This is a genomic window from Bradyrhizobium sp. CCGUVB14 (assembly GCF_024199935.1).
GTDB lineage: Bacteria > Pseudomonadota > Alphaproteobacteria > Rhizobiales > Xanthobacteraceae > Bradyrhizobium.
This window is the reverse complement of record NZ_JANADS010000001.1, coordinates 1287389-1312194: the sequence shown is the minus strand read 5'-3', so window position 1 is coordinate 1312194 and position 24806 is coordinate 1287389. Positions and strand designations below refer to the sequence as shown.

The window sequence follows — 24806 nt, the reverse complement described above, 5'->3', positions numbered from 1 at the left end:
CCCGGCTCCTCAGTAACCCAGATAGGATTTGCGGATTTCTTCGTTGTTCGCGATGTCCTTGGCATTGCCGGACATCACGATACGGCCGGTCTCGATCACATAGGCCTGGTCGGCGAGCTCGAGCGCGAGCTGGGCGTTCTGCTCGACCACCAGGATCGACACCTTGTCCTCGCGGTTGATCTTGCCGAGGATGCCGAACAGGTCGCGCACGACGAGTGGCGCGAGGCCAAAGGACGGCTCGTCCAGCAGCATCAGCCGTGGCCGCAGCATCAGCGCACGCGCGACCGCGAGCATCTGTTGCTCGCCGCCGGAGAGCGTGCCGGCCTGCTGGGTGTGCCGCTGCTTCAGCACCGGGAAATGCGCATACATGCGCTCGATGTCTGAGACGATGCCGGCATTGTCCTTGCGGGTGATCGCGCCGAGCTGGAGGTTTTCCTCCACCGTCATGGTGGTGAAGGTGCCGCGGCCCTGCGGCACATGGGCGATGCCGTAGCGGACGATGCTTTCGGTGGAGCGGTTGTTCAGCGGCTTGCCGTCGAACTCGATGCCGCCGGTGGAGCGCACCATGTTGCAGATCGCGCGCAGCGTCGTGGTCTTGCCGGCGCCGTTGGCGCCCAGCAGCGTCGTCAGCGAGCCCTCGTTGAGCGAGAAGGACAGGCCGTGGAGCGCCTGGACCTGGCCGTAATAGGCGCGCAGGTCCTTGACGTTGAGCAGATCCGTCATTGGTCCTTGCTCCCGAGATAGGCCTTGATGACGTCGGGGTCCGCCTGCACTTGGGCCGGCGTGCCTTCCGCGAGCTTCTTGCCGAAATTCAGCGCGACGACGTGGTCGGCGATCGACATCACGAGACCCATGTGATGCTCGACCAGCAGCACGGTCATGTGCCGCTCGTCGCGGATGCGGCGGATGAGGTCGCCGAGCAAATAGACTTCCTCGTGGTTGAGGCCGCCGGCCGGCTCGTCGAGCAGCAAGATCTTCGGATCGGCAGCGAGTGCGCGCGCCAGCTCGACCCGCTTCTGCGTGCCGAAGGGCAGGCCGGAGACGACGGTATGGGCGACGTCCTCGAGATTGAGATAGGCCAGGATCTCATGGACCTTCTTATTGACGCTGGTCTCGCTGCGCCGGACCCAGGCAAGTCGCAAGGAATCGCTGATGATGTCGCTGGAGGTCTTCGAGTGGGCGCCGACGCGGACGTTGTCCATCACCGAGAGGTTCGGAAACAGCGCCACGTTCTGGAAGGTGCGGCCGATGCCGATCTCCGCGATCCGGTGCGGCGGCCGCGACAGGATGCTCACGCCTTCCATCAGGATGTCGCCGGACGACGGCTGGTAGAGCCGGGACAGGCAGTTGAAGAACGTGGTCTTGCCGGCGCCGTTGGGGCCGATCAAGCCGAGGATCTGGCCCTTGTGCATGTCAAAGGACACGCCGTTGAGCGCGGTGATGCCGCCGAAAGCGACCGTCACGCCACGAACCGAGAGCAGAACCCCTTGATCCTTCATTTGCCTCACTTGAACCATGCTCTACCCCACAACGCCGGAGCACCGGCACTCTCTTCAGGCCGGGAGACCTTCGGACTTCAGCAATCCCGCGAGCCGGCCACGAATCGTAACCTTGGCGTCAGCCACGATCCGCTCGATCAGGCGCTGGCACGTGGGGACATCGTGAATGAGCCCTTGCACTTGCCCTGCCCAGATCAACCCAGCGTCAAGGTCACCGGTTTCGAGCGCAACGCGTCCCTTCGCCCCCGAGACCAACGGCCGGACATCATCAAACGCGGCTTCAGGTACATTCGATATCTCAACGACCTTGTCGGACACGCTGTTCTTGGCGACCCGGCCCGTATTCCGAAACCTGCGGAAGATAAGGTTCGTTGCGCGCTCGTCGTTCTGAACCAGAAACTGCTTCACTGCCTCGTGTATCGGAGCCTCAACCGTCGCGCAGAAACGCGTGCCCATGTTGATTCCGTCGGCCCCGAGAGCCAAGGCAGCTGCGAGACCACGACCATCACCGAAGCCGCCGCTGGCCAACATCGGAATGGAAATCTTGTCTGCCGCAGCGGGGATCAATACGAGACCAGGCACGTCATCCTCTCCGGGATGGCCAGCGCACTCGAAGCCATCGATCGACACAACGTCGACCCCCATCTTCTCGGCGGAAAGGGCGTGTCGAACCGAAGTGCACTTGTGAATGACGATGATGTCATGTGACTTGAATTCATCCACATGCTCTTGTGGCCGCGCGCCTGCCGTCTCGACCACCTTGATGCCGCATTCGATGATGGCCTTTCGATACTCGGCGTAAGGAGGAGGTGTCACCGAGGGAAGGATCGTCAGGTTGACCCCGAAAGGCCTATCGGTCATCGATCGGCAGCGATCAATCTCTCTCCGCAGATCGTCCGGAGTCGGCTGGGTCAAAGCCGTGATGATACCCAACCCGCCAGCGTTGGAGACCGCGCTGGCGAGCTCCGCACGCCCGACCCACATCATGCCGCCCTGCATGACCGGGTGGCTGATACCGACGAGCTCCGTAAAGCGGGTTTGGAAGGTCATCCCAAAGCCTCAACGATGGTCACGTTGGCGATGCCGCCGCCCTCACACATCGTCTGAAGGCCATATCGCTTGCCCCGCGCCTTGAGAGCGTGAACCAGAGTGGAAAGGAGCTTCGTGCCCGAGGCGCCGAGCGGGTGACCGAGCGCAATCGCGCCCCCGTTGACATTGAGCTTTTCCGGGTCGGCCTCGATCGCCTGAAGCCACGCGAGGGGCACGGGCGCGAAGGCTTCGTTGACTTCGTAGAGGTCTATATCGCCGATCTTCATTCCAGCCTTCGCGAGGGCCCGACGAGTCGCGTTGATCGGCTCCTCGAGCATGATGACGGGGTCGCCGGCGGTCACAGTGAGGCCAACGATGCGGGCGATCGGCTTCAGATTGTAGTCTTTGAGAGCTTTTTCGCTGACGACCAGTGCTGCGGAGGCGCCGTCGCAGATTTGGCTTGCATTGGCGGCGCTGACGACACCGCCCTCCTTCAAAAGCTTCACCGAGCCGATTGACTCCAGCGATGCGTCGAAGCGAACTCCCTCGTCCATCGTGTGCTCTCCGCCCTCGATCTTGAGCGGAACGATCTCGCTCTGGAAGGCTCCGGATTTCGTCGCCTCTGCGGCGCGACGATGACTTTCAAGAGCGAACCGATCCAAGGTCAGTCGATCAAACCCGTACTTCTTTGCGATCATTTCGGCGCCCTCAAACTGGCTGAAGGATTCCACGCCGAACCGTTTCTGAATGCGGTCGCTGATTGGGCCGGTCCCAATGCCTTCTTTCTGGTGCAAAGAAAGGTTCGAGAACATCGGCACGCGGGTCATGCTCTCCGCGCCAGCGGCTATCACGACATCTTGGGTACCGGACATCACTGCTTGGGCGGCGAACTGCACTGCCTGCTGTGAGCTCCCACATTGCCGGTCGATCGTCACGGCCGGAACGGATCCGGGGAGCTTGGAGGCAAGCACCGCATTCCGTCCGAAGGCGAACGCCTGTTCGCCGGCCTGCGTCACGCAGCCCAGAATCACGTCGTCGACGGCGGCAGGATCAATACCCGAGCGGTCTACGACCGCGTTGAGCGTTTCGGCCGCCAGATTGGCGGGATGCCAGCCGGCCAGCTTGCCGTTGCGCCTGCCACCTGCCGTTCGTACAGCTTCGACGATATAAGCTTCGGCCATGGAACAATTCCTTTCATCCGTTTGAATTTCGACGAGCGACGAAGGCCGCTACGCGACGACGCGATTCTTCCGAGTTACCCAGCGCGGCAATGCTCCGCATCTCGCGCTCAAGTTGCGTCTCCAGTGTGCTATCGTAACTTTCGAGCAGGAGACGCCGGACCGCACCGAGCGCTGCCACCGGCTCAGCCGCGAGCTTCGCAGCGAGTTCGGCGCCGGAAGCAAGCAACTGCTCGCCATCGACGATGCGCGTGACGATACCAATTCGCTCTGCCTCGTCGCTCGACACGCGACGGTTGGACAGGATGATCTCCTGAGCTCGCCTGAGGCCAACCACCCGCGGCAGCAGCCAGCTCATTCCTCCGTCCGGGCTGAGGCCCAAGGCGGTATAGGCCGGGCTGAAGTGAGCCGAGCGGGCTGCCAGCGCGAAGTCACCGATCATCGCGAGGCTCATGCCGGCTCCGGCTGCGGGGCCGTTCACGAGCGTGATCAGCGGCTTTCTCATGCGCATAAGGCGCATGATTGCCGCGTGCAGCGTTTCCGCCAGATCCTCCAGGAAGGCCGAGACGTCGGCGCCGGCTGCGGAAAAAGCGCTGACGTCCCCGCCCCCGCAGAAGAGCTTGCCGCGCCCGGTCAGAACAACGCACCGGATGTCATCGTCCTCGTCGCAACGTTTGGCGGCCTCTAGTAGAGCGCGAGCCAGAGCGGGATCGATCGTGTTGCCGTGGTCCGGGCGCGACAGGGTCACGGTCGCGATTTTCTCGGCGCAGGAGAACTCGATAGGGGGGCTCATGGGAGGTTCTCCAGCGCGCGGACAGCCAACGCAGCCAGTTCTGGAAAGGTCTTGCCGCGCTCGATAGCCTGCGTCGAGGAGGCCGTACCGCGCAGCGCGCGACCAGCAATGCCGTGCATGATCGCCGCGAGCCGGAAGAAATTGAAAGCAACGTAGAAGTGCCAGTCCGGGATCGTTTCGCGTCCGGTCGCTCGGCAATACCTCTTCATATATTCCGCTTCGTTCGGAATGTTGAGGACCGCCAGATCGGCTCCGCCAAGGCCGGCGACGATATGAGGAGGCATGCGATACATCATCGCGTGATAGGCGAAGTCCGCCAGCGGATGTCCGATGGTCGAAAGCTCCCAATCGAGTACGGCGATAATTCGCGGCTCTCGGGGATGAAAGATGAGATTGTCGCAGCGAAAGTCGCCGTGAACGATTGCGACCTCGTCACCTTGGGGAATTCGTTCCGGGAGCGCTTTGAGGAGGCGGTCCATGTTGGCGTCGCGCCCGGCCTCAGGATCTTCCTGATACTGGCGCGACCAGCGACCGATCTGCCGCGCGAAGTAGCTGCCCGGCTTTCCGTAATCGCTCAAACCAATCGAATCCGGATCAACGGAGTGCAGTTGCGCGATGACGTCGCACATGGCGTAGAAGTACGAAGGACGCTCTTCACGGCTCACCTCGGGGAAGGTGGCGTCCCAGAAGATCCGGCCTTCGACAAGCTGCATCACATAGAATTCGCTCCCGATGACGGACTTGTCGGCGCAATATCCGTCGATGCGCGCCACCGGAAACCCAACTTGCGACAGCGCGCTTTGTACGCGAGCCTCGCGATCGACTGCGTGCGCACCGGACACCAGCACACCGGGCGGCTTGCGCCGGAGCACGTAGACACCGTCCGCTGACTGAAGACGGTAGGTCGGGTTCGACTGACCTCCCTTGAATTTCGAGACGTTGAGAGGCCCTCGAAATCCATCGACGTTAGCCGTCATCCATCGCGACAAGGCGTGCTCGTCGAGACGATAGCCCTCGGAGGGCTCAGTCAGTCCGGAATTCGCCGCTTCGTCGAGAGCGCTCACGGGTTTGCCTTCTGCCAGTCGCGCTTGATCTTCTTTGCAAGCGACCATTTGTGCACCTCGGTGGGACCGTCATAGATTCGAAATGCGCGAACCTCACGGAAGACCTGTTCGACGATGGTTTCGTTGGTGACGCCAGATCCACCCATCACCTGCACGCAGCGATCGGCGACGCGCATGAGCGCCTCGCTCACCGCGACCTTGGCCATCGAGCTCTCGTTGGTTCCGAGTGCCCCCGCGTCCAGGACGCTCGCACACCACGAGATCATCAGCTCGGCCTGCTTGAGATCGATGAGGTTGTCGGCAAGCATGAAGCCGACGCCCTCGTGATCGATCAGCGTCTTGCCGAACGCCTTCCGGCGGTTGGCGTAACCGGTCGCGATCTCGTTGGCGCGGATGCAAGCACCCAGCCAGCGCATGCAATGCGACAGCCTGGCCGGCGAAAGCCGGATCTGGGCATATTTGAACCCCTCACCCGGCTGCCCGAGCATTTGATCGGCAGGAATACGCAAATTGCGGATGGTCACGACGGCGTGGCCGCCCGGCATGGAGCTGTCGATCGTGTTGGGCACACGATCGATGGTAATTGCAGGATCGGGCAGATCGACGAGGAACATGCATGCGCCCTCCTCGGCCTTTGCCATCACGATGCCGACCTTGGCTCCGCGTGCTCCCGTGATGAACGCTTTGCGTCCATTCACGACCCACTGGTTGCCGTCCGGACGGCAGGTCGTCGTCATCATCGATGGGTCGGATCCCGCTCCGCCCTCCTCGGCCGGTTCGGTCATGAAGAAGGCGGACCGCGCGCGCCCCTCGACGAGCGGCTTTAGAAACCGTTCCTTGATCTCAGGCGAGCCGATTTTGCCCAGAAGGTACATATTGCCTTCATCGGGGGCCGCCGTGTTGCATGCGAGCGGTCCAAGCGGCGATAGGCCTGTCTTGGCCAGGACTGTCGCCGTCTCGCTCTGCGAGAGATGTGAACCGTCGGGCAGTATGTGCGGCGTCAATACGCCTGCCGCCCGCGCCAGTTCACGTAGTTCGGTGACCAACTCGTCCTTTGGACAGTCATGATGATCACGGCGAGGATCGCGCTCGAACGGGACTACGACATCCCGAACGAAGCGCTCAACGCGATCCGCAATCTCTTGAGTACGCTCTGGGCCGATCCCGGTCATTTCGGCGCCATGCGGATTGCGCCGTCCAGGCGGATGGTCTCGCCGTTCAGCATTGGATTGGCGACGATGGATTCGATCATCTGAGCAAATTCAGACGGATGTCCGAGCCGGCTCGGGAAGGGTACCTGCTTGCCCAGCGACTTTTGCGCTTCTTCAGGGAGCGACATCAGCAGGGGAGTCAGGAAGATACCAGGTGCGATCGTCATCACCCGGATGCCGTAGCGTGCGAATTCACGAGCAAGGGGCAGCGTCATGCCGACGATGCCGCCCTTGGATGCCGAATAGGCGGCTTGGCCGATCTGGCCATCGAATGCGGCGACGCTCGCGGTGTTGATGATGACGCCCCGTTCCTCATCGGCCAGCTCGGCCGCATGAAGACGCGCGGCGAACTTTGACAGGACATTGAAGCTGCCGATCAGATTGATGTTGATCGTTCTGGCGAAGTCGCGCAGCGGCAGCGCCTTGCCGTCTCGGCCGATAGCCTTGCCGGGCGGGCCGAGGCCGGCGCAGTTGACCAGGATGCGCGCTTTGCCGCCCAGGCGCTCCGCGGATTCGAGCGCCTGCTCGACGCCATCCTCGTCGGTCACGTCGACTTTGACGAAGTGCCCACCGATAGCCTTGGCGTGCGCCTCCCCCAACTCGGAGTTGAGATCCAAGATCGTCACTTTGGCGCCGGCTGCCGCGAGTCGCTCTGCCGCGGCGCCCCCGAGACCGGATGCGCCGCCCGTGACGATCGCGGCTGTTCCCTTGATCTGCATGCTTATCTTTCCTGTCTTAGATGCTTAAACTTCGATCGCCATCGCGGTCGCTTCGCCACCGCCGATGCAGAGGCTGGCCACGCCTCGCTTGAGACCGCGCGCCTTGAGCGCAGCCAGCAAGGTGACAACGATGCGCGCGCCGCTCGCGCCGATGGGATGGCCGAGGGCGGTCGCACCGCCATTGACGTTGAGTTTCTCAACCGGAATATCGAGCTCCCGTGCGGCGATCATCGCCACCACGGCAAACGCCTCATTGATCTCGTAGAGATCGACGTCTGCGGCCAACCACCCGGCCTTGGCGAGCACCTTCTGGATTGCGGGCACCGGAGCGGTTGTGAACAGAGCCGGCGCGTGGGCGTGAGCAGCATGCGCACGGATCGTCGCGGCGATCGGAAGCCCCAATCTCTCGGCGATACTTCGGCGGGTCATCACCAAGGCGGCGGCTCCATCGGAAATGGACGAGGCGTTGGCAGGAGTGATCGTGCCGTCAGGAGCAAATGCGGGCCTGAGGAAGGGCACCTTCTCCGGCTTCGCCTTTCTGGGCTGCTCATCGGTATCAACGACCGATCCGGTCTTGGCTGCCGCCGGCAGGGCCACTATCTCGTCCGCGAATGCTCCGCTTGAAATTGCGGCCTTGGCCCGATCCAGGGATCGGAGCGCATATTCGTCCTGCGCACTGCGACTGAACTGAAATTCGCGCGCAGCATCTTCCGCGAAGATGCCCATGGCCTTGCCTGGAGTGTACGCATCCTCCAGTCCGTCCATCATCATCGTGTCGATGATACGGTCATGCCCGATGCGCGCGCCGCCGCGATGCTTGGGTAGCGCATACGGCGCGTTCGTCATGCTCTCCATGCCGCCCGCTACGACAACGTCCGCGGAGCCCACCGCAATCGCGTCGTGAGCCAGGATCGCGGCTTGCATCCCGGAACCGCACATTTTGTTGACGGTGGTTGCCTGAGCGCTCAGAGGCAACCCCGCCCCGAGCGCGGCTTGCCGAGCGGGAGCCTGACCAAGGGCCGCCGGCAATACGCAGCCCATGACCACTTGGTCTACGTTTTCCGTCACGACGCCGGCCCGTTCGGCCGCCGCCTTCACTGCTGCAGCACCCAGCTCGGTGGCCTTAAAGCCAGCGAGCGATCCCTGGAACGACCCGATGGGCGTACGTGCGTAGCTCGCGATGACGACTGGATCGGACATGGACGCTCCTCGATGCACTTCGTTGCCGGTCACGTTGCTGTCGCGGCTTTCGCAAGATCGCGCGCAATGACCATTCGCTGAATGTCTGATGTGCCTTCGTAGATCTGGCAAACGCGCACATCGCGGTAGATCTTGGCGACCGCATAATCTTCCAGATAGCCGTAGCCGCCGAATGTCTGTAGCGCGCCGGAAACCACCTCCTCGGCTGTTTCGGAGGCTACGAGCTTGGCCATCGACGCTTCCTTGAGACAGGGTAGAGCGGCGTCCTTCATCGCGGCCGCATGCAGCACGAGCTGATGAGCGGCCTCAAGTCTTGCGGCAAGGTCCGCAAGACGAAATCCGACGGCCTGATGCGAGATGATTGGGGCTCCAAAACTCTTGCGCTCGCCCGAGTACCTCACCGCCGCGTCAAGAGCGGCGCGCGCCATTCCCACACATTGAGCCGCAATGCCGATGCGGCCGACTTCAAGATTGGAGAGCGCTATGGAGTAGCCCGCGCCCTCCGGCCCGAGCCGCAACCCTTCTTCGACGAAAACGTCATCGAACCGAAGGGCACAAGTGTCGGACGCCGCCTGCCCCAACTTGCGTTCGACCCTCTCGACGCTGTACCCGGGACTATCAGTAGGGACCAGAAAGGCCGAGATCCCGCGTTTGCCCGCTGCAGGATTGGTTACAGCGAATACGATCGCGAGGCCGGCAGTTCGTCCCGACGAAATGAACTGCTTCGCTCCGTTTAGCTTGTAGCCATCGCCCGCGCGAACGGCGCGCGTCCTCAACGCGGAAGCATCCGAGCCCGCCTCCGCCTCTGTTAGTGCGAATGCGCCGATCATTCGCCCAGAGATCAGCAAGGGTAGAAATTTCGCTTGCTGCGTCGGCGTACCGTCCTTCAACAAGCCTGATACGATCAGACTGTTCTGAATGCTCAATATCGTAGACAGCGCGCCATCAGCCGCTGCGATCTCGATGAGTGAGGCCGCATAGGCCACGTAGTCCGCACCAGCTCCGCCGACAGCATCGGGAGCCGTCATTCCCATCAGACCAAGACTCGCGAGCTCTTCAAATAGCTCCGGCGGGTACCCATTGGCTTCTTCGTACTCGCTGGCGCGGGGAGCAATCCGCTCCTGAGCAAACTTGCGCACCTCGTCGCGGATGGCGGCTTGAGTTTCGTTCAGGATCATGACGAAGCTCCCGCCGAATATCCGCCAATGACGGGTAGACGGCGAACGAGTGCGACCGCGCCATGAACGAGGGAGCGAAGCAACGAAATAGCTGATTTCATTGAGTTTTGCGCCGATTTAATCGGCTCCTCCCCTGTCGAAATCCCGCGCTTCTGCATCGGCGGATAAAAGTGATATTGACGTCATATTACCGATCATTCGTCCCGTCAAGGCTTCGCGCGGATGCTGCGAGCCAAACGCGTGGCACTTTGGGATGATGACCGCTCGATCGCGCGCTTATGGCCCTGGGCGGCATTCACGACGATGCGCAACGCACCTGCTTGGCCGCCGCACGCAGTCGCATCGATGGCCGATCGCGGCCCAACCGAATAGTCGATGCGGCAATTTAAGACGGCATGATGCTAGAGCGAGCAAGCAAGACAGACCAATTGAACCCACGCACAGCAGCGAGCTGGCGACTGGATCAATCGATGGCGATAGGCTGCCGGCTGCGGATACAATCCGAAATTTCGGTGAGGCCGCCTCAATCGCGCATGGCTCTCGTGCACGGTTCGATTGTCAGGCGGTAGGCAACTAACTTGCTACCGTCGAAAACTTCCAGGGAGGAATCGCAGACCGGACAGCGGTACTCGCCTATTTCGCCCGGCCGTGACGATAATTCGAGACGTCGAAAACCAGCGCCGCACTCAGGACAAACGACGTCGCTCTTTTTCATGTCACACCGGCCTCATGCTGCGAGATGATATTTCTCTAACCGCCGATGCAGCCAAGCGGAGCGACTTCCGCCTTGCTACCGGAAACCAGCGTTCGTGGACGCACTCCCTAGTTTGGAGCAGGTGAATCTTCTTTGACCGCGCCAAACACACCTCGGTACCAGATCTTCGCGCAGTGCGATCCTATGTGCTCGACCTCGGCGTCACTTGGATCTTCCGAGGCGAGATCAAGCTTCATATAGGAAACCTGCTCCATCGTAGCGCCGAGCACTTCGGCAGCCATTTCAGGATCGAGTTCGCGACCTAGTTCGCCTAGCCCTTGAAGCCGTGTCAGCCAGGTGGAGGTACGCCTAACGAAGCGGCTACGTTCCGTGACATAGAGAGACAGAAATGTCGCCTTCTCGCCGCGAGCTGCCGCCTCCCGCATGACACGCAATAGCTTGCGATGCCTGGCATAGATCTTGAGATAAGCGATGGTATTCTCAACGAACTCTGCTTCGGTTGCCTTCAACGAGCGGCCAATCCTGCGCTTGCTCGCGACGTAGATCTCGTCGACCAGCGGCTTCAACACGGCCAACAGAATTTCGTCCTTGTTTCGAAAGTGCCGATAGAAGTTGCCGTAAGACGTGCGGGCAATCTTGACAATGTCCTCGACTCGGGTGGCCTCATACCCCTTGCGCGCGAATACACGCGCCGAGGCGTTGAGCAGCCGCTCACGCATCGCGGCCCCCTTCGCCGTCGCAGGGGCCAGCGGCTCTAAAGCAGAATCATCGGTCTCCAGCATTTGCCATCCATAGCATCGCGGTCCCTTGACCACTAGCCCGCAATCAGTAATGTGACATCAATATCAGTTCTTGTTCAAGCTCAAACTTCAAGCAAATCAAGGGTAGGAAGAGCAAAAGGCGCTGCCTGACTTGCCGCCGTAGCCAGTGAAACGCCTTGCAAGCGCAGGCCGACCATAGGCGGTCAGCATCACGAACCCGCCAGCAAATTCCGCTCGATATCAACTCCGCGTCTTCCTCGGAAGGGCGGCATCCAGGGAGTGATCATGTATCCGGGGACCCATACACTTACAAATCCGGACCGCCCTGCCCTCATCATGACAGCGACCGGTGAGGTCGTGACCTATGCCGAATTGGAGAACCGGTCACGGCGAGTTGCAAATTGGCTCTTCGACGCGGGCCTGCGGCCTGGCGATGTGGTCGGCGTACTCTCCGACAATAGCTCTTGGATTTTCGACATCTATTGGGCCACTCAGCGTTCGGGTCTGTATCTGATGCCGATAAACTATCGGTTGAGCTCTGATGAAGTCGACTACATGCTCGCCAACTCCGGCGCTGCCGCGTTGTTCGTGGGTCGCGGTGGTGTCGAGACGGCCTCAAGACTTGGTACGCACAGCCAGCTCAAGCGTCGCATCAGTCTCGAAGGGGATCTGCCTGGTTACGAGCCATACCAGCATCTACTGAAAACCGCGCGCGCCACCATGCCATCCTTCCAACCTCGTGGCGCCGACATGCTGTATTCCTCCGGCACAACCGGCAGACCCAAAGGCGTAAAGCATGCGCTGCCGGAGCGGCAGGTTTCCGATCCAGGCGATACGATGGTGCAGATGTTCTCGTCGAACTTCGGTTTCAACGAGAGGACCATCTACTTGTCTCCTGCGCCGCTCTATCATGCCGCGCCGCTGCGAACCTGCGCGACCGTCCAAGCGCTCGGGGGCACTGCGTTGGTCATGGACAAGTTCGACGCCGAAGCGGCTTTGGCCATCATCCAACGCTACAAGGTGACCCACAGTCAGTGGGTCCCGACCATGTTCGTCAGGATGCTCAAACTGCCCGAGTCAGTGCGGGGTCGGTATGACATCAGCAGTTTGCAGGTTGCCATTCACGCCGCCGCTCCGTGTCCCGTTGAAGTCAAGCGAGAGATGATGACGTGGTGGGGTCCGGTATTGTGGGAGTACTACTCCGCCACCGAAATGAACGGGATGACCGTGATTGGGCCCGAGGAGTGGCTCAGAAAGCCCGGCTCCGTCGGTCGCGCGGTACTGGGGAAAATTCATATCTGCGACGAGGAAGGCAACGAAGTCCCAGTGGGTCAGACGGGTGCCATCTATTTCGAACGCGACGGGATGCCGTTTGTCTACCACGACGAGCCCGAGAAGACACAAGCCGCGCAACATCCTGCACATCCGTATTGGACGACGGTCGGCGATATCGGACACGTCGATGCCGACGGCTATCTGTTCTTGACCGACCGCAAGGCATTCATGATCATCTCCGGTGGGGTCAACATCTACCCTCAAGAGATCGAGAACGTCCTCGTCATTCATCCTGCGATCGCGGACGTAGCCGTTATCGGTATTCCCGATCCTGAAATGGGCGAACAGGTCAAAGCAATAGTGCAACTCATGCCCGGCATCGAAGGCAACGACGACTTGGCGCAAGAAGTCATCGCCTTCGTGAAGGCACGGGTTGCCAGCTACAAGGCGCCCAAGAGCGTCGACTTCGTGCCCGAAGTCCCGCGATCGCAGACGGGCAAGCTCATGAAGCAGGAGCTGCGCAAGAGGTATTGGCCCGAGAAATCCGCCTAGCGACCGCAGTCAAACAATAAGAATGACGATGTCTAAGCGGGAGCCGAGCGTCAGAGTCGTAAGCGGCACGCGACAGCCGACAGACAATTCAGACGCCTCAATTCATAGGCAGCACCGATATGATCAGCGAGTACATGCAAGATGGCATCCTGATAGCGACCATCGACATGCCTGGTCGCTCGATGAATGTCTTCTCGAACGCGTTGATGTATGAATTCGAGGTCGTAATCGACCGGGCGAATAGGGATCGCGACGTCCGGGGACTTATAGTGACGTCCGGCAAGAGTTCCTTCCTCGCTGGTGCCGATCTGGAGATGGCTCGCGCGTACACGAAATTGGGCCTCACCGCGGATCGTGACGAGCTTCAGGCCGTTTGCGGCCGGTTGGGCCGACTATTTCTGCGCCTAGAGACTTTGCCTAAACCCACGATCGCCGCTCTGAATGGCCTCGCTCTCGGTGGTGGCCTTGAGGTTGCAATGGCCTGCCGTTGGCGGATCGTAGCCGACGACCCCCGGGTGCAACTTGGGCTGCCGGAAATAAAGTTGGGCCTGATGCCGGGCGGAGGCGGAACGCAACGCCTCCCCCGCCTAATCGGTATCGAACGTGGTTTAGAGTTGCTCTTGAATGGAAGCTCCGTCGGGCCTGACGAGGCAAAGCTGTTAGGGCTGGTCGATCAAATCGTCGCCAAGGATAATCTGATCGATATCGCCGTCGCTTTCACAGAACAAGCGTCTCGACGGCAGCTGCCATCCAAGTTTGCTCCGAGACTGCAGCCCGGACCGTTCAATCTGGAGGATGCTGATATCGTTCGCCAAATCACGCGGCATTACGGCCACGGCGACGACGTCACTGCAGACTATCCAGCCTATGACGCTATTGTGCGGAGTGTTGTGGAGGCGCGCGATCTGACGGTGGAAGAAGGAACGCGCGTCGAATTGAGCCATGTTGTCGAACTCATCCAAGACCCAGTGGCCGGCAACATGGTCTCGACCTTGTTTCTGTCACGTCAACGTGCGAGCAAATTGCTGGCAGGTGCTGCGACGATCACCCGCTTCGCCGTCGAGGGGACTGACGCCGGTGCGCAAGCGCTTTGCGCGGATCTTCGCGCCTCGGGAGCCTCCGTTGTCGACCTTTGTCAATCTCAGCCGTCAGACGTACGCATCGTGTCTGGCTCCTATCGCACGGAGAACGAGGCCGATCTCAAAATCCTGAACGCAGCGCAAGATCGGCGCGAACATTTCATTGGCGTCCACTCCGCGAGTTCGTCCGAGTACGGGCGCGCCCTTGAGATCATAGCAACGCCCGGAGATGATCGCATCGGCAAGGCGCTTGCTCTGGCTAAACAATTGCGAGCGACGCCCTATATCCATGACGGCGAGCGCTCGCTGTTGGCGATCCTCGCCCTGATAAAGGATCGGGGCATCACGGAAAACTTCCCGCGCTTACTCATCCTAGCTGCGCAGGCGCTTGCAGCGAACCGACGAGAGGCGCGCAACGAGGTCGGGGATGCCTCTTTGGCAGATGTTGCCTGTGTGGTGGGCGGCGTGTTCCCCGCCTATTCCGGAGGGCCATTGACTTGGTGGTCGTCGGAGGGGCCTCTTGCTCCAGATATCTTGCGTTCAGTGGATGGGTTCTTGAGCGGCGGATGGCTCCCTGAAGAGTGAACGGCTCCTCAGCTCCTGATCTAGTGGCCTGTCGTCGTATAGCGTCGCCCCCCGATCGTCGGGCATCTAGGCCCTAGCTGCTATGATCGACGTCTCGCTCGCTCAGATGCTCGACGTACGGGCGGCAGGTCGCGCGTTCCGTGGCTTGGCATGCGATCGGCCTCGTCCGTCTCAGTATCTTCGGTGGCCGACTCTGCCCTTCGCAGGATTAGGTCTGGCTTTTGCCAACGCGTTGCGTTGGAGACACAATTCTTCGATTTTCGTCAGCATTCTTTCCACAATTGCCTCCGCCGCGTCGACGCGTATCCCAGCGAGTCGGAGACGGGCGATCTCTCTGCGAAGACGCCCAACCTGAAGGCGCGTGCGATCTATCTCGTGACGTATCGATTCAAGAGTCGGCATGATGAGTATTTCTTATGCTCAGAACCAATAGATCGAAGCGCAACCTCAATGTAGTGGCGGTTTTGGAGCCAGGCCGCTATGCTGCCTCGCTATGCCCCAGGCGCGCATTGAGCTTGCGGATCAGTTCCTCGGCCGCGTCCGCGATCACGGTACCCGGCGGGAAGATCGCTTCGGCGCCCGCCGCATAAAGCGCGTCATAGTCTTGCGGCGGCACCACGCCGCCGACGATGATCATGATGTCGTCGCGGCCCTGCTTCTTCAACGCGGCCTTGAGCTCGGGCACCGCGGTGAGATGGGCGGCGGCGAGCGAGGAGACGCCGAGGATATGGACGTCGTTCTCGACCGCCTGCCGCGCCGCTTCGTCGGCGGTGGCGAACAGCGGTCCGATATCGACGTCGAAGCCGATGTCGGCAAACGCCGAGGCAATCACCTTCTGGCCGCGGTCATGGCCGTCCTGGCCGATCTTGGCGACCAGGATGCGCGGGCGGCGGCCCTCGGCTTCCTCGAAGGCATCGATCAGCGCCTGAACCTTCTCGACCTGATTGCCCATGCTGGATGCTTCCCGCTTGTAGACGCCGGTGATGGACTTGATCTCGGCGCGGTGGCGGCCGAACACCTTCTCCATGGCGTCCGAAATTTCGCCGACAGTCGCTTTCGCGCGCGCAGCATCAATGGCGAGCGCCAGCAGGTTGCCGTTGCCCTCGCCGGCTGAGCGCGTCAGCGCGGCGAGCGCGGCCTCGACATCCCTCTGGTTGCGCGCGGATTTCAGTCGCGTCAGCTTGTCGATCTGCAGGCGGCGGACATTGGTGTTGTCGACCTTGAGGATGTCGATCGGCGCCTCGTCGGTCGGCTTGTACTTGTTGACGCCGATCACCGCCTGCTTACCGGCATCGATCCGCGCCTGGGTCTTGGCCGAGGCTTCCTCGATGCGCAGCTTGGGTACGCCGGCCTCGATGGCTTTCGCCATGCCGCCGAGCTCCTCGACTTCCTGGATGTGGCCCCACGCCTTGGCGGCGAGGTCGCGCGTGAGCCGCTCGACATAATACGAGCCGCCCCAGGGATCGATGATGCGGGTGGTGCCGCTCTCCTGCTGCAGGAACAACTGGGTGTTGCGGGCGATACGTGCCGAGAAATCGGTCGGCAGCGCCAGGGCCTCGTCGAGCGCGTTGGTGTGCAGCGACTGGGTGTGGCCCTGGGTCGCCGCCATCGCCTCGACCGTCGTGCGCATCACGTTGTTGAACACGTCCTGCGCGGTCAGCGACCAGCCCGAAGTCTGGGAATGCGTGCGCAGCGAGAGCGAGCGCGGGTCCTTCGGGTTGAACGGCTTCAAGAGCTTCGCCCAGAGCAGGCGCGCAGCGCGCAGCTTGGCGACCTCCATGAAGAAGTTCATGCCGATCGCCCAGAAGAACGACAGGCGCGGCGCGAAGCGGTCGACGTCGAGACCCGCGGCAAGTCCGGCACGCAGATATTCGACGCCGTCGGCGAGCGTGTAGGCGAGCTCGAGATCCTGCGTCGCGCCGGCCTCCTGCATGTGATAGCCGGAGATCGAGATCGAATTGTATTTCGGCATCTTTTGCGAGGTGTAGGCGAAGATGTCCGAGATGATCCGCATCGAGGGCGCGGGCGGATAGATGTAGGTGTTGCGCACCATGAACTCTTTCAGAATGTCGTTCTGAATGGTGCCCGACAGCTTCTCTGGCGCGACGCCCTGTTCGCCAGCTGCCGCGACGTAGAGCGCGAGGATCGGCAGCACGGCGCCGTTCATGGTCATGGACACGCTCATCTGGTCGAGCGGGATGCCCGCAAACAGCGTGCGCATATCGTAGATGGAGTCGATGGCAACACCGGCCATGCCGACATCGCCACCGACGCGCGGATGGTCTGAGTCATAGCCGCGATGCGTGGCGAGGTCGAAAGCGACCGAGAGGCCCTTCTGGCCCGCCGCCAGGTTGCGGCGGTAGAACGCGTTGGAATCCTCCGCCGTGGAGAAGCCGGCATATTGCCGGACAGTCCAGGGCTGGTTGACATACATGGTCGGGTAGGGCCCGCGCAGGTACGGCGCGATGCCCGGATAGGTCTCGAGGAAATCGAGCGCCGCAAGATCGGCTTCGCCGTAAGCACTCTTCACCGGAATGCCTTCAGGCGTCAGCCACGGCTCGGCGCGACCCGCGGGTGCGGGGCTTGCGACCTTCTCGAACGCAACATCACTGAAATTGGGAATACGGGTCATCGTTTCGTCCATATCGCCGTTGAGCGCACGAGGCGCAAAATCTTGCCTTATACCTGTTCGGTCCGCTGATAGACGTCCTGCAGTATTACGAGCGCGTCGGTGCCGGCAAAGATGAAGCCGGCGACGCCGGCGGCCCGCAGTGCCGTCTCCGCTTCGGCTGGGCGGCCTGCCAGATAGGTGTGTCGGCCGCCGGCCGCTTGTAACGCCTTAGCTGCGGCTTCCGCCTGGTCGGCATAGACCTTGTCACTGGAACAGAGGCAGGCAATCGCGGCGCCCGACGCCTTGAACGTAGCCGCAAGCTCAGCCGGATCGGTAAAGCCGTCACTGTCGACAGCCAGAATGCCGCCGGCCTCGAAGAAGCTCTTGGCAAAGGTCGCGCGTGCGGTGAAATCGGAGGGCGTGCCGAGATTGGCCAGGAACACTTTTGGCCGCGCACCGTGCGCTTTGAGTGCCGCATCCGATTTGTCGCGCAGCGCCTCGAACGGTTCGGCCAGCCGGATCGGCGGCAGCGCGTCGAACTTGTATTTCTGCTCGCCGTAAGGCGCGAGTGCGACCGGCGTCGCCTTCAGCACTGCGGTCTCGCTCTCCTGCAGGTTCGGAAACTCGCTGGCGCCGGTCAGCACGTCACGCCGCTTGGCGATGTTGGCCTCGCGCGCCTTTCGCGCAGCCGCCACCTTGCCCTGGAACAGGCCTTGCTGAAGCGCGGCGAATGCGCCGCCGGCTTTCTCGCTCTCCTGGAACAGCGCCCAGGCGGCTTGGCAAAGCTGCGCCGTCAGCGTCTCGATGCCGCCTGCGCCGGCCGCGGGATCGCTGACCCTGGCGAGATTGCTTTCTTCCAGCAGCAGGAGTTGCGTGTTACGCGCCACGCGCCGCGCGAACGGATCGGGCAGGCCGAGCGCCAGCGTATGCGGCAGCACGGTGATCGCGTTGGCACCGGCAAGTCCCGCCGCGAAGGTCGCGATGGTCGCGCGCAGCATGTTCACGTAAGGGTCGCGCTGCGTCAGCATACGCCAGGCCGTATCGGCGGCGATGAACAGCGGCTTCGGCGTCAGCCCGCACGCCGTCTCGATGCGTGCCCAGAGCAGCCGCAGCGCGCGGAATTTCGCCATGGTCAGGAACTGGTCTGCATCCGCAGCGAGCCGCGCATAGACCATGCCTTGCGCCTGCTCCAGCGGAACGCCCGCGCTCTCGATCGCGCGCAGATACGCGACGTCGCAGGCGAGCACGAAGGCGAGCTCCTGCACCTCGGAGCCACCGGCATGGTGGATCACGCGTCCGTCGGCGGATGCAAACGGCCCCTTGAAGCCGAGCGCCGCGAGGCCCTTGATCGCGCCGGTCACCGCCGGGACGATCTCGTCCCAACTATAAGGGCTGTATCCCCAGACCGCGCAGCCCGCGAGCGGATCGAGCCCGAAGCGGATGTTGCAGGCGGCGGGATCGAGGCCCTTGCTCTTCACATATTCCGCGACGTGGATCGCAGCCATCCGCGATTGCGGGCCGACCTGGAGCTCGATGCCGATGCCGGCGTCGAGATGAATGTCCTTCAGCACCTTCGCAACCGCATCGGCCGAAGGTTCCAGGCCGAAACCATGGGCGCCACTGCCGCCGGCGAACACCAGCGCAAGCCCCGTGGCCCCGTTCTCAAGATCAGTCAGCGCTTGCGCATTCGCAGCAGTCGCATCGGGATGATCGATCCGCTGCATGATCTGCCACGGTGCGGCCGCCGGCCGTCCCGTCACCGGCGCGACGCTCTTGGCGCGCGGATAGAGCGGCTCGATCTTCAATCCGTCATAGGTCCTGCCGACCAGCTTCTCGAACGGCGCGCCCTTCAGTACGCCATCGACCAGCTTGCGCCAGTCCGCGTCCGTCGCCTTGGGAAAATCCGCCGCCAGCGGCAGGTCATCCGGCGTCACGGTCTGAGCCCTTGCACATCGGCACAAAATTGCGGCTCGGGTCTGCACGGCATCGACAACCCCCCTTACGAAAATTGATCTACTGGCGATTCTTCCAGGAGCCCATGACCACCGCGAGCGACAGTTCTTCTGGGTCGCGGGCCATTGAGGGTGTCCTGGAGAACCGCGGCGCCGGAGCAGGCTGTAGAACCCCATGGCGTGTAAGGAAGACCTCCCGCGAAACCATGTGCTCGTGGCGCGAGGCTTCCGTCATCGTCAAGACCGGAGCGAAGCAAATGTCGGTCCCTTCCATGATCTTGCACCACTCCTCGCGTGTCTTGCTCTTGAAAACTGCCGCAAGTCTTTGCTTCAGCTTTGGCCAGGCTGCGCGATCCATCTGAGCATCGAAGTCTGGATCAAGCAGGCCTGCATGCTGTCGTAACAGCGCGTAGAATTGCGGCTCGATGGATCCAATCGAAACAAAGTTGCCGCACGCGCATTCGAAGACACCGTAGAAATGCGCACCTCCGTCCAGCATGTTTTGCTCGCGGCCTTCCACCCAGTCCCCCGTAGCGCTCATATCGAAGAACATGGTCATCAACGAGGCTGCTCCGTCGCACATTGCGGCGTCGACAACCTGTCCTTTGCCCGACTTCTTCGCTTCCATCAGCGCTGCAAGAACTCCGACGATGAGGTAGAGGGCACCTCCGCCGAAATCACCGACCAGATTGAGTGGCGGGATCGGCCTTTCGCGTGTACCGATCGCGGCGAGCGCGCCTGTGATCGAGATGTAGTTGATGTCGTGACCCGCAGCGTTCGCGAGGGGACCATGTTGACCCCAACCGGTCATCCGCCCGTAAACAATTCGAGGATTGCGGTTGAGAACAACGTCGGGACCGAGCCCCAGGCGTTCCATCACGCCCGGACGGAAGCCCTCGATCAGGGCATCCGCCGTGCCGAGAAGCTCGATAACATCGCCTTTGCTCTTGTCATCCTTCAGGTCGACATTGACCCACTTGCGACCACGTGCGGCAATTCCCTTCAAGTTCCTGGCGGCACCGACACGGTCAAGGGTCACAACCTCGGCGCCCATGTCTGCCAGCATCATGCAAGCGAAGGGGCCGGGACCGATGCCGGCGAATTCTACGATACGAATGCCGGCAAGAGGGCCGTCCATTTGGGATCTCCCATCTGATTTTCTTGATCGTCGGTTGCTCGTTTAGAGAATGCGCTATGCGAACTCCAGAATCAGCGCATCGACCGCGAGCGTCGCGCCAGCGCTGGCGTGGATCTTCTTGACGGTGCCGTCCTGCTCGGCGCGGAGCACGTTCTGCATCTTCATGGCTTCGACCACGGCCAGCGTCTCGCCGGCCTTGACATCCTGTCCCTCGGTCACCGCGATCGAGACGACGAGGCCGGGCATCGGGCAGAGCAGCTTCTTGCCGGTGTCGGCGGCCGTCGTCACCGGCATCAGCCGCGCGGACGTCGCTTCGGCTTCGGTCCAGACATAGACCGGCACTTCGACACCCTGATGCGCGAGGCGAATGCCGTTGGCGATCGGGCGTGCCTGCACCGCGATGACGTGACCGTCGATAGTGCCCTGCCAGACCGGATCGCCCGGCTTCCACGCGGATCGCAGCAGATGCGGATTGCCGGCCTTGCCGTCGGCATCGACGAAGCGCACGGCGATCGCGTCACCCTCGCGCGCGACTTCGAGCAAAATCTCCTGGCGATCGAGCCAGACCGCGCGGCGGCGCTCGCGCTGCACGACGCGGCCGCCCATCTGTCCGGAGATCTGGCGCTTGCGCTCGCCAAGCACGTGATCGATGGCGGCGCCGACCGCGGCAATGCGCCGGGCGACCTCGCCTTCGGGCACGCGCACAGCAAAGCCCTTGGGGAATTCCTCAGCGATGAAGCCGGTCGAGAGCCGGCCTTCGCGCCAGCGCGGATGATGCATCAGCGCCGACAGGAACGGAATGTTGTGCCTGATACCGTCGACATAGAACGAGTCGAGCGCTGTCGCCTGCGCCTCAATCGCAGCAGCGCGCGAGGGCGCATGCGTGACGAGCTTGGCGATCATCGGATCGTAATGGATCGAGATCTCGCCGCCCTCCTGCACACCGGTATCGTTGCGCACGGTGATGCCGTCCCTGCTCACTTCCGCCGGCGGGCGATACTTCACGAGGCGCCCGATCGATGGCAGGAAGTTGCGGAACGGGTCTTCGGCATAGAGGCGCGATTCCACGGCCCAGCCGGTCAGCGTAACGTCCTTCTGCGCCAGCGCCAGCTTCTCGCCGGCGGCGACGCGGATCATCTGCTCGACGAGGTCGACGCCGGTGACGAGCTCGGTGACGGGATGCTCGACCTGGAGGCGCGTGTTCATCTCCAGGAAGTAGAAGCTCTTGTCCTGCCCTGCGACGAACTCGACGGTGCCGGCGGAATCATAGTTCACGGCCTTGGCCAGCGCGACCGCCTGCTCGCCCATCTTGCGGCGAGTGGCCTCGTCGAGCAGCGGCGACGGCGCCTCCTCGATGACCTTCTGGTTGCGGCGCTGGATCGAACATTCGCGCTCGCCGAGATAGATCACGTTGCCATGCTTGTCGCCGAGCACCTGGATCTCGATGTGGCGGGGATCGACGATGAACTTCTCGACGAAGACGCGGTCGTCGCCGAACGAGGCCTTGGCCTCGGCCTTGGCGAGATTAAATCCCTCGGCCACTTCGGCCTTCGAATGCGCGATGCGCATACCCTTGCCGCCGCCGCCGGCGGAGGCCTTGATCATCACGGGGTAGCCGATCTCGTCGGAGATGCGGACCGCGTGCTTGTCATCCTCGATGACGCCGAGATAGCCCGGCACGGTCGAGACCTTGGCCTTCGCGGCGGCCTTCTTGGATTCGATCTTGTCGCCCATCGCGGCGATCGCGCCGGGGTTCGGGCCGATAAAGACGATGCCGGCGGCTTCCAGCGCCCGCGGAAATGCCTCACGCTCAGACAGGAAGCCGTAACCGGGATGCACGGCCTCGGCGCCGGTCTTGCGGCAAGCCTCGACGATCTTCTCGATCACCAGATAGCTCTCGGCCGCGGCGGGCGGGCCGATCAGCACGGCCTCGTCGGCCATCTCGACATGGAGGGCGTCGCGGTCAGCCTCGGAATAGACGGCAACCGTCTGAATTCCCATCTTGCGGGCGGTCTTGATGACCCGGCAGGCGATTTCGCCGCGATTGGCGATCAGGATGCGTTTGAACATACTTCTCACAACGGCAAATTATCGTGCTTCTTCGCAGGCATCTCGACCTTCTTGTCCTTCAGCATCGCCAGCGCCCTGGCGATCCGGCGCCGCGTCGAGTGCGGCATGATGACGTCGTCGATGTAGCCGCGTTCGGCCGCAATGAAGGGGGACAGGAAGCGGTCTTCGTATTCCTTGGTGCGGGCGGCGATCTTGTCGGGGTCGCCGATGTCAGAGCGGAAGATGATCTCGACCGCGCCCTTGGCGCCCATCACCGCGATCTGGGCGGTCGGCCAGGCATAGTTCATGTCGGCGCCGATTTCCTTCGACGCCATGACGTCGAAGGCGCCGCCATAGGCCTTGCGGGTGATGATGGTGACCAGCGGCACGGTGCACTGCGAGTACGCAAACAAGAGTTTTGCGCCGTGTTTGATCAGGCCGCCATATTCCTGCGCGGTGCCCGGCAGGAAGCCCGGCACGTCGACGAAGGTGACGATCGGGATGTTGAAGGCGTCGCAGAAGCGGACGAATCGCGCCGCTTTCCGCGAGGCGTCGCTGTCGAGCACGCCGGCCAGCACCATCGGCTGGTTGGCGACGAAGCCGACGGTGCGGCCGGCGATGCGGCCGAAGCCCGTGACGATGTTCTTGGCGAACATGTCGGCGATCTCGAAGAAATCGCCCTCGTCCACGACCTTGAGGATCAGCTCCTTCATGTCGTAGGGCTTGTTCGGATTGTCGGGAATCAGCGTGTCCAAGGACATGTCGACCCGACCGATGTCGTCGAAGCTCGGCCATTCCGGCACGCCGTCAGTGTTGTTCGACGGCAGGAAGTCGATGAGACGACGCATCTGCAACAGCGTCTCGACGTCGTTCTCGAAGGCGCCGTCGGCGATCGAGGAGCGCGTGGCGTGCACCGAGGCACCGCCGAGCTCTTCGGCGGTGACCACCTCGTTGGTGACGGTCTTCACGACGTCCGGGCCAGTGACGAACATGTAGCTGGTGTTCTTCACCATGAAGATGAAGTCGGTCATGGCGGGCGAATAGACGTCGCCGCCGGCGCAGGGGCCCATGATGACGGAGATCTGCGGGATCACGCCGGAGGCCAGCACGTTGCGGCGGAAGACGTAGGAATAGCCCGCGAGCGCGGCGACGCCCTCCTGGATGCGGGCGCCGCCAGCGTCATAGAGGCCGATGATGGGCGCCCTCGCCTTCATCGCCATGTCCTGCAGCTTCGTGATTTTCAGCGCGTGGGTCTCGGACAGCGACCCGCCGAACACCGTGAAGTCCTTGGCAAAGACAAACGTCTTGCGGCCGTTGACGGTGCCCCAGCCCGTGACGACGCCATCGCCCGGCACCTTGGACTTCTCCATGCCGAACTCGGTCGAGCGGTGCTCGACGAACATGTCGAATTCCTCGAACGATCCCTTGTCGAGCAGGAGCTCGATGCGCTCGCGCGCGGTCAGCTTGCCGCGGGCGTGCTGCGCCTCGATGCGCTTCTCCCCACCACCGAGCTTGGCGCCGGCGCGACGAGCCTCGAGCATTTCGATCACTTCAAGCATCGGCTTGGCCTCGCCCGTTGTTCGTCCAACCTCGCCAGAAGTAGAATGCGAGGGCGACTGCAGTCACTTTAAGCAAGTCAGCGATGATGAATGGAAAGAAGCCGAGCCGAAGCAGTGGTGCATCGAAGCCGATGACGATCCCAAGCCATAGGAGACCTGAAACATAAATAGTTGCGAGGAAGACCCCGGCGCTCGCTACGATCGACAGGAATGAGCCATTCCGATCATGCTCAGCGAGGTAACCAGCCAACAGCGCAGCCGGGAGACAAGCGAGCAGGTAGCCACCCGTCGGCCCCAGAATGTAGGCGAGACCGATGCCCTTTTCGGGAGAGCCGGCAAAGACAGGAAACCCTGCAATGCCCTCGAAAAGATAGGCGAGTACGGCAAGGCTGCCTCGGATCGGACCGAGGGTTAGGCTGATGCCGAAGACCACGAAGGTCTGCATGGTCATTGGTACCGGATAAAACGGGACCTGAACCTTCGCTGAGACGGCAATGAGCAGCGAAGCGCTTACGATCATCGCCAAGTCGAAGCTAATGCGACGCGGTGCGCTGCGGAGCACGCCTGAATTGTAAATCGTCATCATGAACTCGATTAGAGAAGGGAGCGGTCTCCGTACGAGGCAAAGCGCCTGCAAGAAAGGCTTGAAGAGGCACAAC

Annotated in this window: 19 protein-coding genes; 2 read left to right on the top strand and 17 right to left on the bottom strand. The window is 62.1% G+C overall.

The window, feature by feature from the left end; translation table 11 throughout:
* Positions 1-9: 9 nt before the first annotated feature.
* The 11 genes from NLM32_RS06265 to NLM32_RS06210 form a co-directional block, all read right to left on the bottom strand.
* Complete coding sequence (locus NLM32_RS06265) at positions 10-723, bottom strand: ABC transporter ATP-binding protein (RefSeq protein WP_254128369.1); 714 nt, start codon at positions 721-723, stop codon at positions 10-12.
* A complete protein-coding gene (locus NLM32_RS06260) occupies positions 720-1499 on the bottom strand; it encodes an ABC transporter ATP-binding protein (protein ID WP_375143525.1) in 780 nt (259 codons plus the stop codon). Before NLM32_RS06260 ends, NLM32_RS06265 begins: the two co-directional genes overlap by 4 nt.
* A 54-nt stretch (positions 1500-1553) precedes the next feature.
* Positions 1554-2549, bottom strand: a complete 996-nt coding sequence (locus NLM32_RS06255) for a nitronate monooxygenase family protein (RefSeq protein WP_254128367.1) — start codon at positions 2547-2549, stop codon at positions 1554-1556.
* Positions 2546-3709 (bottom strand): acetyl-CoA C-acetyltransferase, encoded by a 1164-nt coding sequence (locus NLM32_RS06250; protein WP_254128366.1) that lies wholly within the window; start codon positions 3707-3709, stop codon positions 2546-2548. The genes NLM32_RS06255 and NLM32_RS06250 overlap by 4 nt, the downstream gene beginning before the upstream one ends.
* 13 nt (positions 3710-3722) lie before the next feature.
* On the bottom strand, positions 3723-4499 hold the full coding sequence (locus NLM32_RS06245; protein WP_254128365.1) for an enoyl-CoA hydratase/isomerase family protein: 777 nt from the start codon (positions 4497-4499) through the stop codon (positions 3723-3725).
* Positions 4496-5611, bottom strand: a complete 1116-nt coding sequence (locus NLM32_RS06240; RefSeq protein ID WP_375143524.1) for a phosphotransferase family protein — start codon at positions 5609-5611, stop codon at positions 4496-4498. The genes NLM32_RS06245 and NLM32_RS06240 overlap by 4 nt, the downstream gene beginning before the upstream one ends.
* On the bottom strand, positions 5560-6735 hold the full coding sequence (locus NLM32_RS06235; protein WP_254128364.1) for an acyl-CoA dehydrogenase family protein: 1176 nt from the start codon (positions 6733-6735) through the stop codon (positions 5560-5562). The genes NLM32_RS06240 and NLM32_RS06235 overlap by 52 nt, the downstream gene beginning before the upstream one ends.
* Entirely contained in the window at positions 6732-7493 is a 762-nt protein-coding gene (locus NLM32_RS06230; RefSeq protein WP_254128363.1) for an SDR family NAD(P)-dependent oxidoreductase, read from the bottom strand. The genes NLM32_RS06235 and NLM32_RS06230 overlap by 4 nt, the downstream gene beginning before the upstream one ends.
* Positions 7494-7517: 24 nt before the next feature.
* The gene (locus NLM32_RS06225) at positions 7518-8693 is read right to left on the bottom strand and encodes an acetyl-CoA C-acyltransferase (protein WP_254128362.1); all 1176 of its coding nucleotides are present in this window, start codon (positions 8691-8693) and stop codon (positions 7518-7520) included.
* Between the two features lie 29 nt (positions 8694-8722).
* Entirely contained in the window at positions 8723-9871 is a 1149-nt protein-coding gene (locus tag NLM32_RS06220) for an acyl-CoA dehydrogenase family protein (protein ID WP_254128361.1), read from the bottom strand.
* Between the two features lie 822 nt (positions 9872-10693).
* Positions 10694-11368, bottom strand: a complete 675-nt coding sequence (locus tag NLM32_RS06210) for a TetR/AcrR family transcriptional regulator (RefSeq protein WP_254099566.1) — start codon at positions 11366-11368, stop codon at positions 10694-10696.
* A gap of 264 nt (positions 11369-11632) precedes the next feature.
* Between NLM32_RS06210 and NLM32_RS06205 the strand changes: the two genes are divergently transcribed.
* Positions 11633-13174 (top strand): acyl-CoA synthetase, encoded by a 1542-nt coding sequence (locus NLM32_RS06205; RefSeq protein WP_254128360.1) that lies wholly within the window; start codon positions 11633-11635, stop codon positions 13172-13174.
* A 119-nt stretch (positions 13175-13293) separates the two neighbouring features.
* Positions 13294-14838, top strand: coding sequence for an enoyl-CoA hydratase-related protein (locus NLM32_RS06200; RefSeq protein ID WP_254128359.1), 1545 nt, complete (start codon positions 13294-13296; stop codon positions 14836-14838).
* Positions 14839-15316: 478 nt separating this feature from the next.
* Here NLM32_RS06200 and scpA read toward each other — a convergent pair whose 3' ends face one another.
* The 6 genes from scpA to NLM32_RS06170 form a co-directional block, all read right to left on the bottom strand.
* A complete protein-coding gene (gene scpA / locus NLM32_RS06195) occupies positions 15317-17470 on the bottom strand; it encodes a methylmalonyl-CoA mutase (RefSeq protein ID WP_254128358.1) in 2154 nt (717 codons plus the stop codon).
* 47 nt (positions 17471-17517) lie between these two features.
* Entirely contained in the window at positions 17518-19383 is a 1866-nt protein-coding gene (locus NLM32_RS06190) for a methylmalonyl-CoA mutase family protein (RefSeq protein WP_254128357.1), read from the bottom strand.
* Between the two features lie 79 nt (positions 19384-19462).
* A complete protein-coding gene (locus NLM32_RS06185) occupies positions 19463-20539 on the bottom strand; it encodes a CaiB/BaiF CoA-transferase family protein (protein ID WP_254128356.1) in 1077 nt (358 codons plus the stop codon).
* A 54-nt stretch (positions 20540-20593) separates the two neighbouring features.
* Complete coding sequence (locus tag NLM32_RS06180) at positions 20594-22609, bottom strand: acetyl/propionyl/methylcrotonyl-CoA carboxylase subunit alpha (protein ID WP_254128355.1); 2016 nt, start codon at positions 22607-22609, stop codon at positions 20594-20596.
* Positions 22610-22614: 5 nt separating this feature from the next.
* Complete coding sequence (locus NLM32_RS06175) at positions 22615-24147, bottom strand: acyl-CoA carboxylase subunit beta (protein WP_254128354.1); 1533 nt, start codon at positions 24145-24147, stop codon at positions 22615-22617.
* Positions 24140-24733 (bottom strand): biotin transporter BioY, encoded by a 594-nt coding sequence (locus NLM32_RS06170; RefSeq protein ID WP_254128353.1) that lies wholly within the window; start codon positions 24731-24733, stop codon positions 24140-24142. The genes NLM32_RS06175 and NLM32_RS06170 overlap by 8 nt, the downstream gene beginning before the upstream one ends.
* Positions 24734-24806 lie beyond the last annotated feature (73 nt).

Excerpts from the sequence above, each read along its gene's own strand:
- NLM32_RS06260 (WP_375143525.1), bottom strand. The coding sequence starts at position 1,499 with ATGAAGGATCAAGGGGTTCTGCTCTCGGTTCGTGGCGTGACGGTCGCT.
- NLM32_RS06220 (WP_254128361.1), bottom strand. The coding sequence starts at position 9,871 with ATGATCCTGAACGAAACTCAAGCCGCCATCCGCGACGAGGTGCGCAAG.
- NLM32_RS06170 (WP_254128353.1), bottom strand. The coding sequence starts at position 24,733 with ATGATGACGATTTACAATTCAGGCGTGCTCCGCAGCGCACCGCGTCGC.
- NLM32_RS06250 (WP_254128366.1), bottom strand. The coding sequence starts at position 3,709 with ATGGCCGAAGCTTATATCGTCGAAGCTGTACGAACGGCAGGTGGCAGG.
- NLM32_RS06225 (WP_254128362.1), bottom strand. The coding sequence starts at position 8,693 with ATGTCCGATCCAGTCGTCATCGCGAGCTACGCACGTACGCCCATCGGG.
- NLM32_RS06235 (WP_254128364.1), bottom strand. The coding sequence starts at position 6,735 with ATGACCGGGATCGGCCCAGAGCGTACTCAAGAGATTGCGGATCGCGTT.
- NLM32_RS06210 (WP_254099566.1), bottom strand. The coding sequence starts at position 11,368 with ATGCTGGAGACCGATGATTCTGCTTTAGAGCCGCTGGCCCCTGCGACG.
- NLM32_RS06240 (WP_375143524.1), bottom strand. The coding sequence starts at position 5,611 with ATGGTCGCTTGCAAAGAAGATCAAGCGCGACTGGCAGAAGGCAAACCC.
- NLM32_RS06200 (WP_254128359.1), top strand. The coding sequence starts at position 13,294 with ATGATCAGCGAGTACATGCAAGATGGCATCCTGATAGCGACCATCGAC.
- NLM32_RS06245 (WP_254128365.1), bottom strand. The coding sequence starts at position 4,499 with ATGAGCCCCCCTATCGAGTTCTCCTGCGCCGAGAAAATCGCGACCGTG.
- NLM32_RS06175 (WP_254128354.1), bottom strand. The coding sequence starts at position 24,147 with ATGCTTGAAGTGATCGAAATGCTCGAGGCTCGTCGCGCCGGCGCCAAG.
- NLM32_RS06205 (WP_254128360.1), top strand. The coding sequence starts at position 11,633 with ATGTATCCGGGGACCCATACACTTACAAATCCGGACCGCCCTGCCCTC.
- NLM32_RS06185 (WP_254128356.1), bottom strand. The coding sequence starts at position 20,539 with ATGGACGGCCCTCTTGCCGGCATTCGTATCGTAGAATTCGCCGGCATC.
- scpA (WP_254128358.1), bottom strand. The coding sequence starts at position 17,470 with ATGACCCGTATTCCCAATTTCAGTGATGTTGCGTTCGAGAAGGTCGCA.
- NLM32_RS06180 (WP_254128355.1), bottom strand. The coding sequence starts at position 22,609 with ATGTTCAAACGCATCCTGATCGCCAATCGCGGCGAAATCGCCTGCCGG.
- NLM32_RS06265 (WP_254128369.1), bottom strand. The coding sequence starts at position 723 with ATGACGGATCTGCTCAACGTCAAGGACCTGCGCGCCTATTACGGCCAG.
- NLM32_RS06255 (WP_254128367.1), bottom strand. The coding sequence starts at position 2,549 with ATGACCTTCCAAACCCGCTTTACGGAGCTCGTCGGTATCAGCCACCCG.
- NLM32_RS06230 (WP_254128363.1), bottom strand. The coding sequence starts at position 7,493 with ATGCAGATCAAGGGAACAGCCGCGATCGTCACGGGCGGCGCATCCGGT.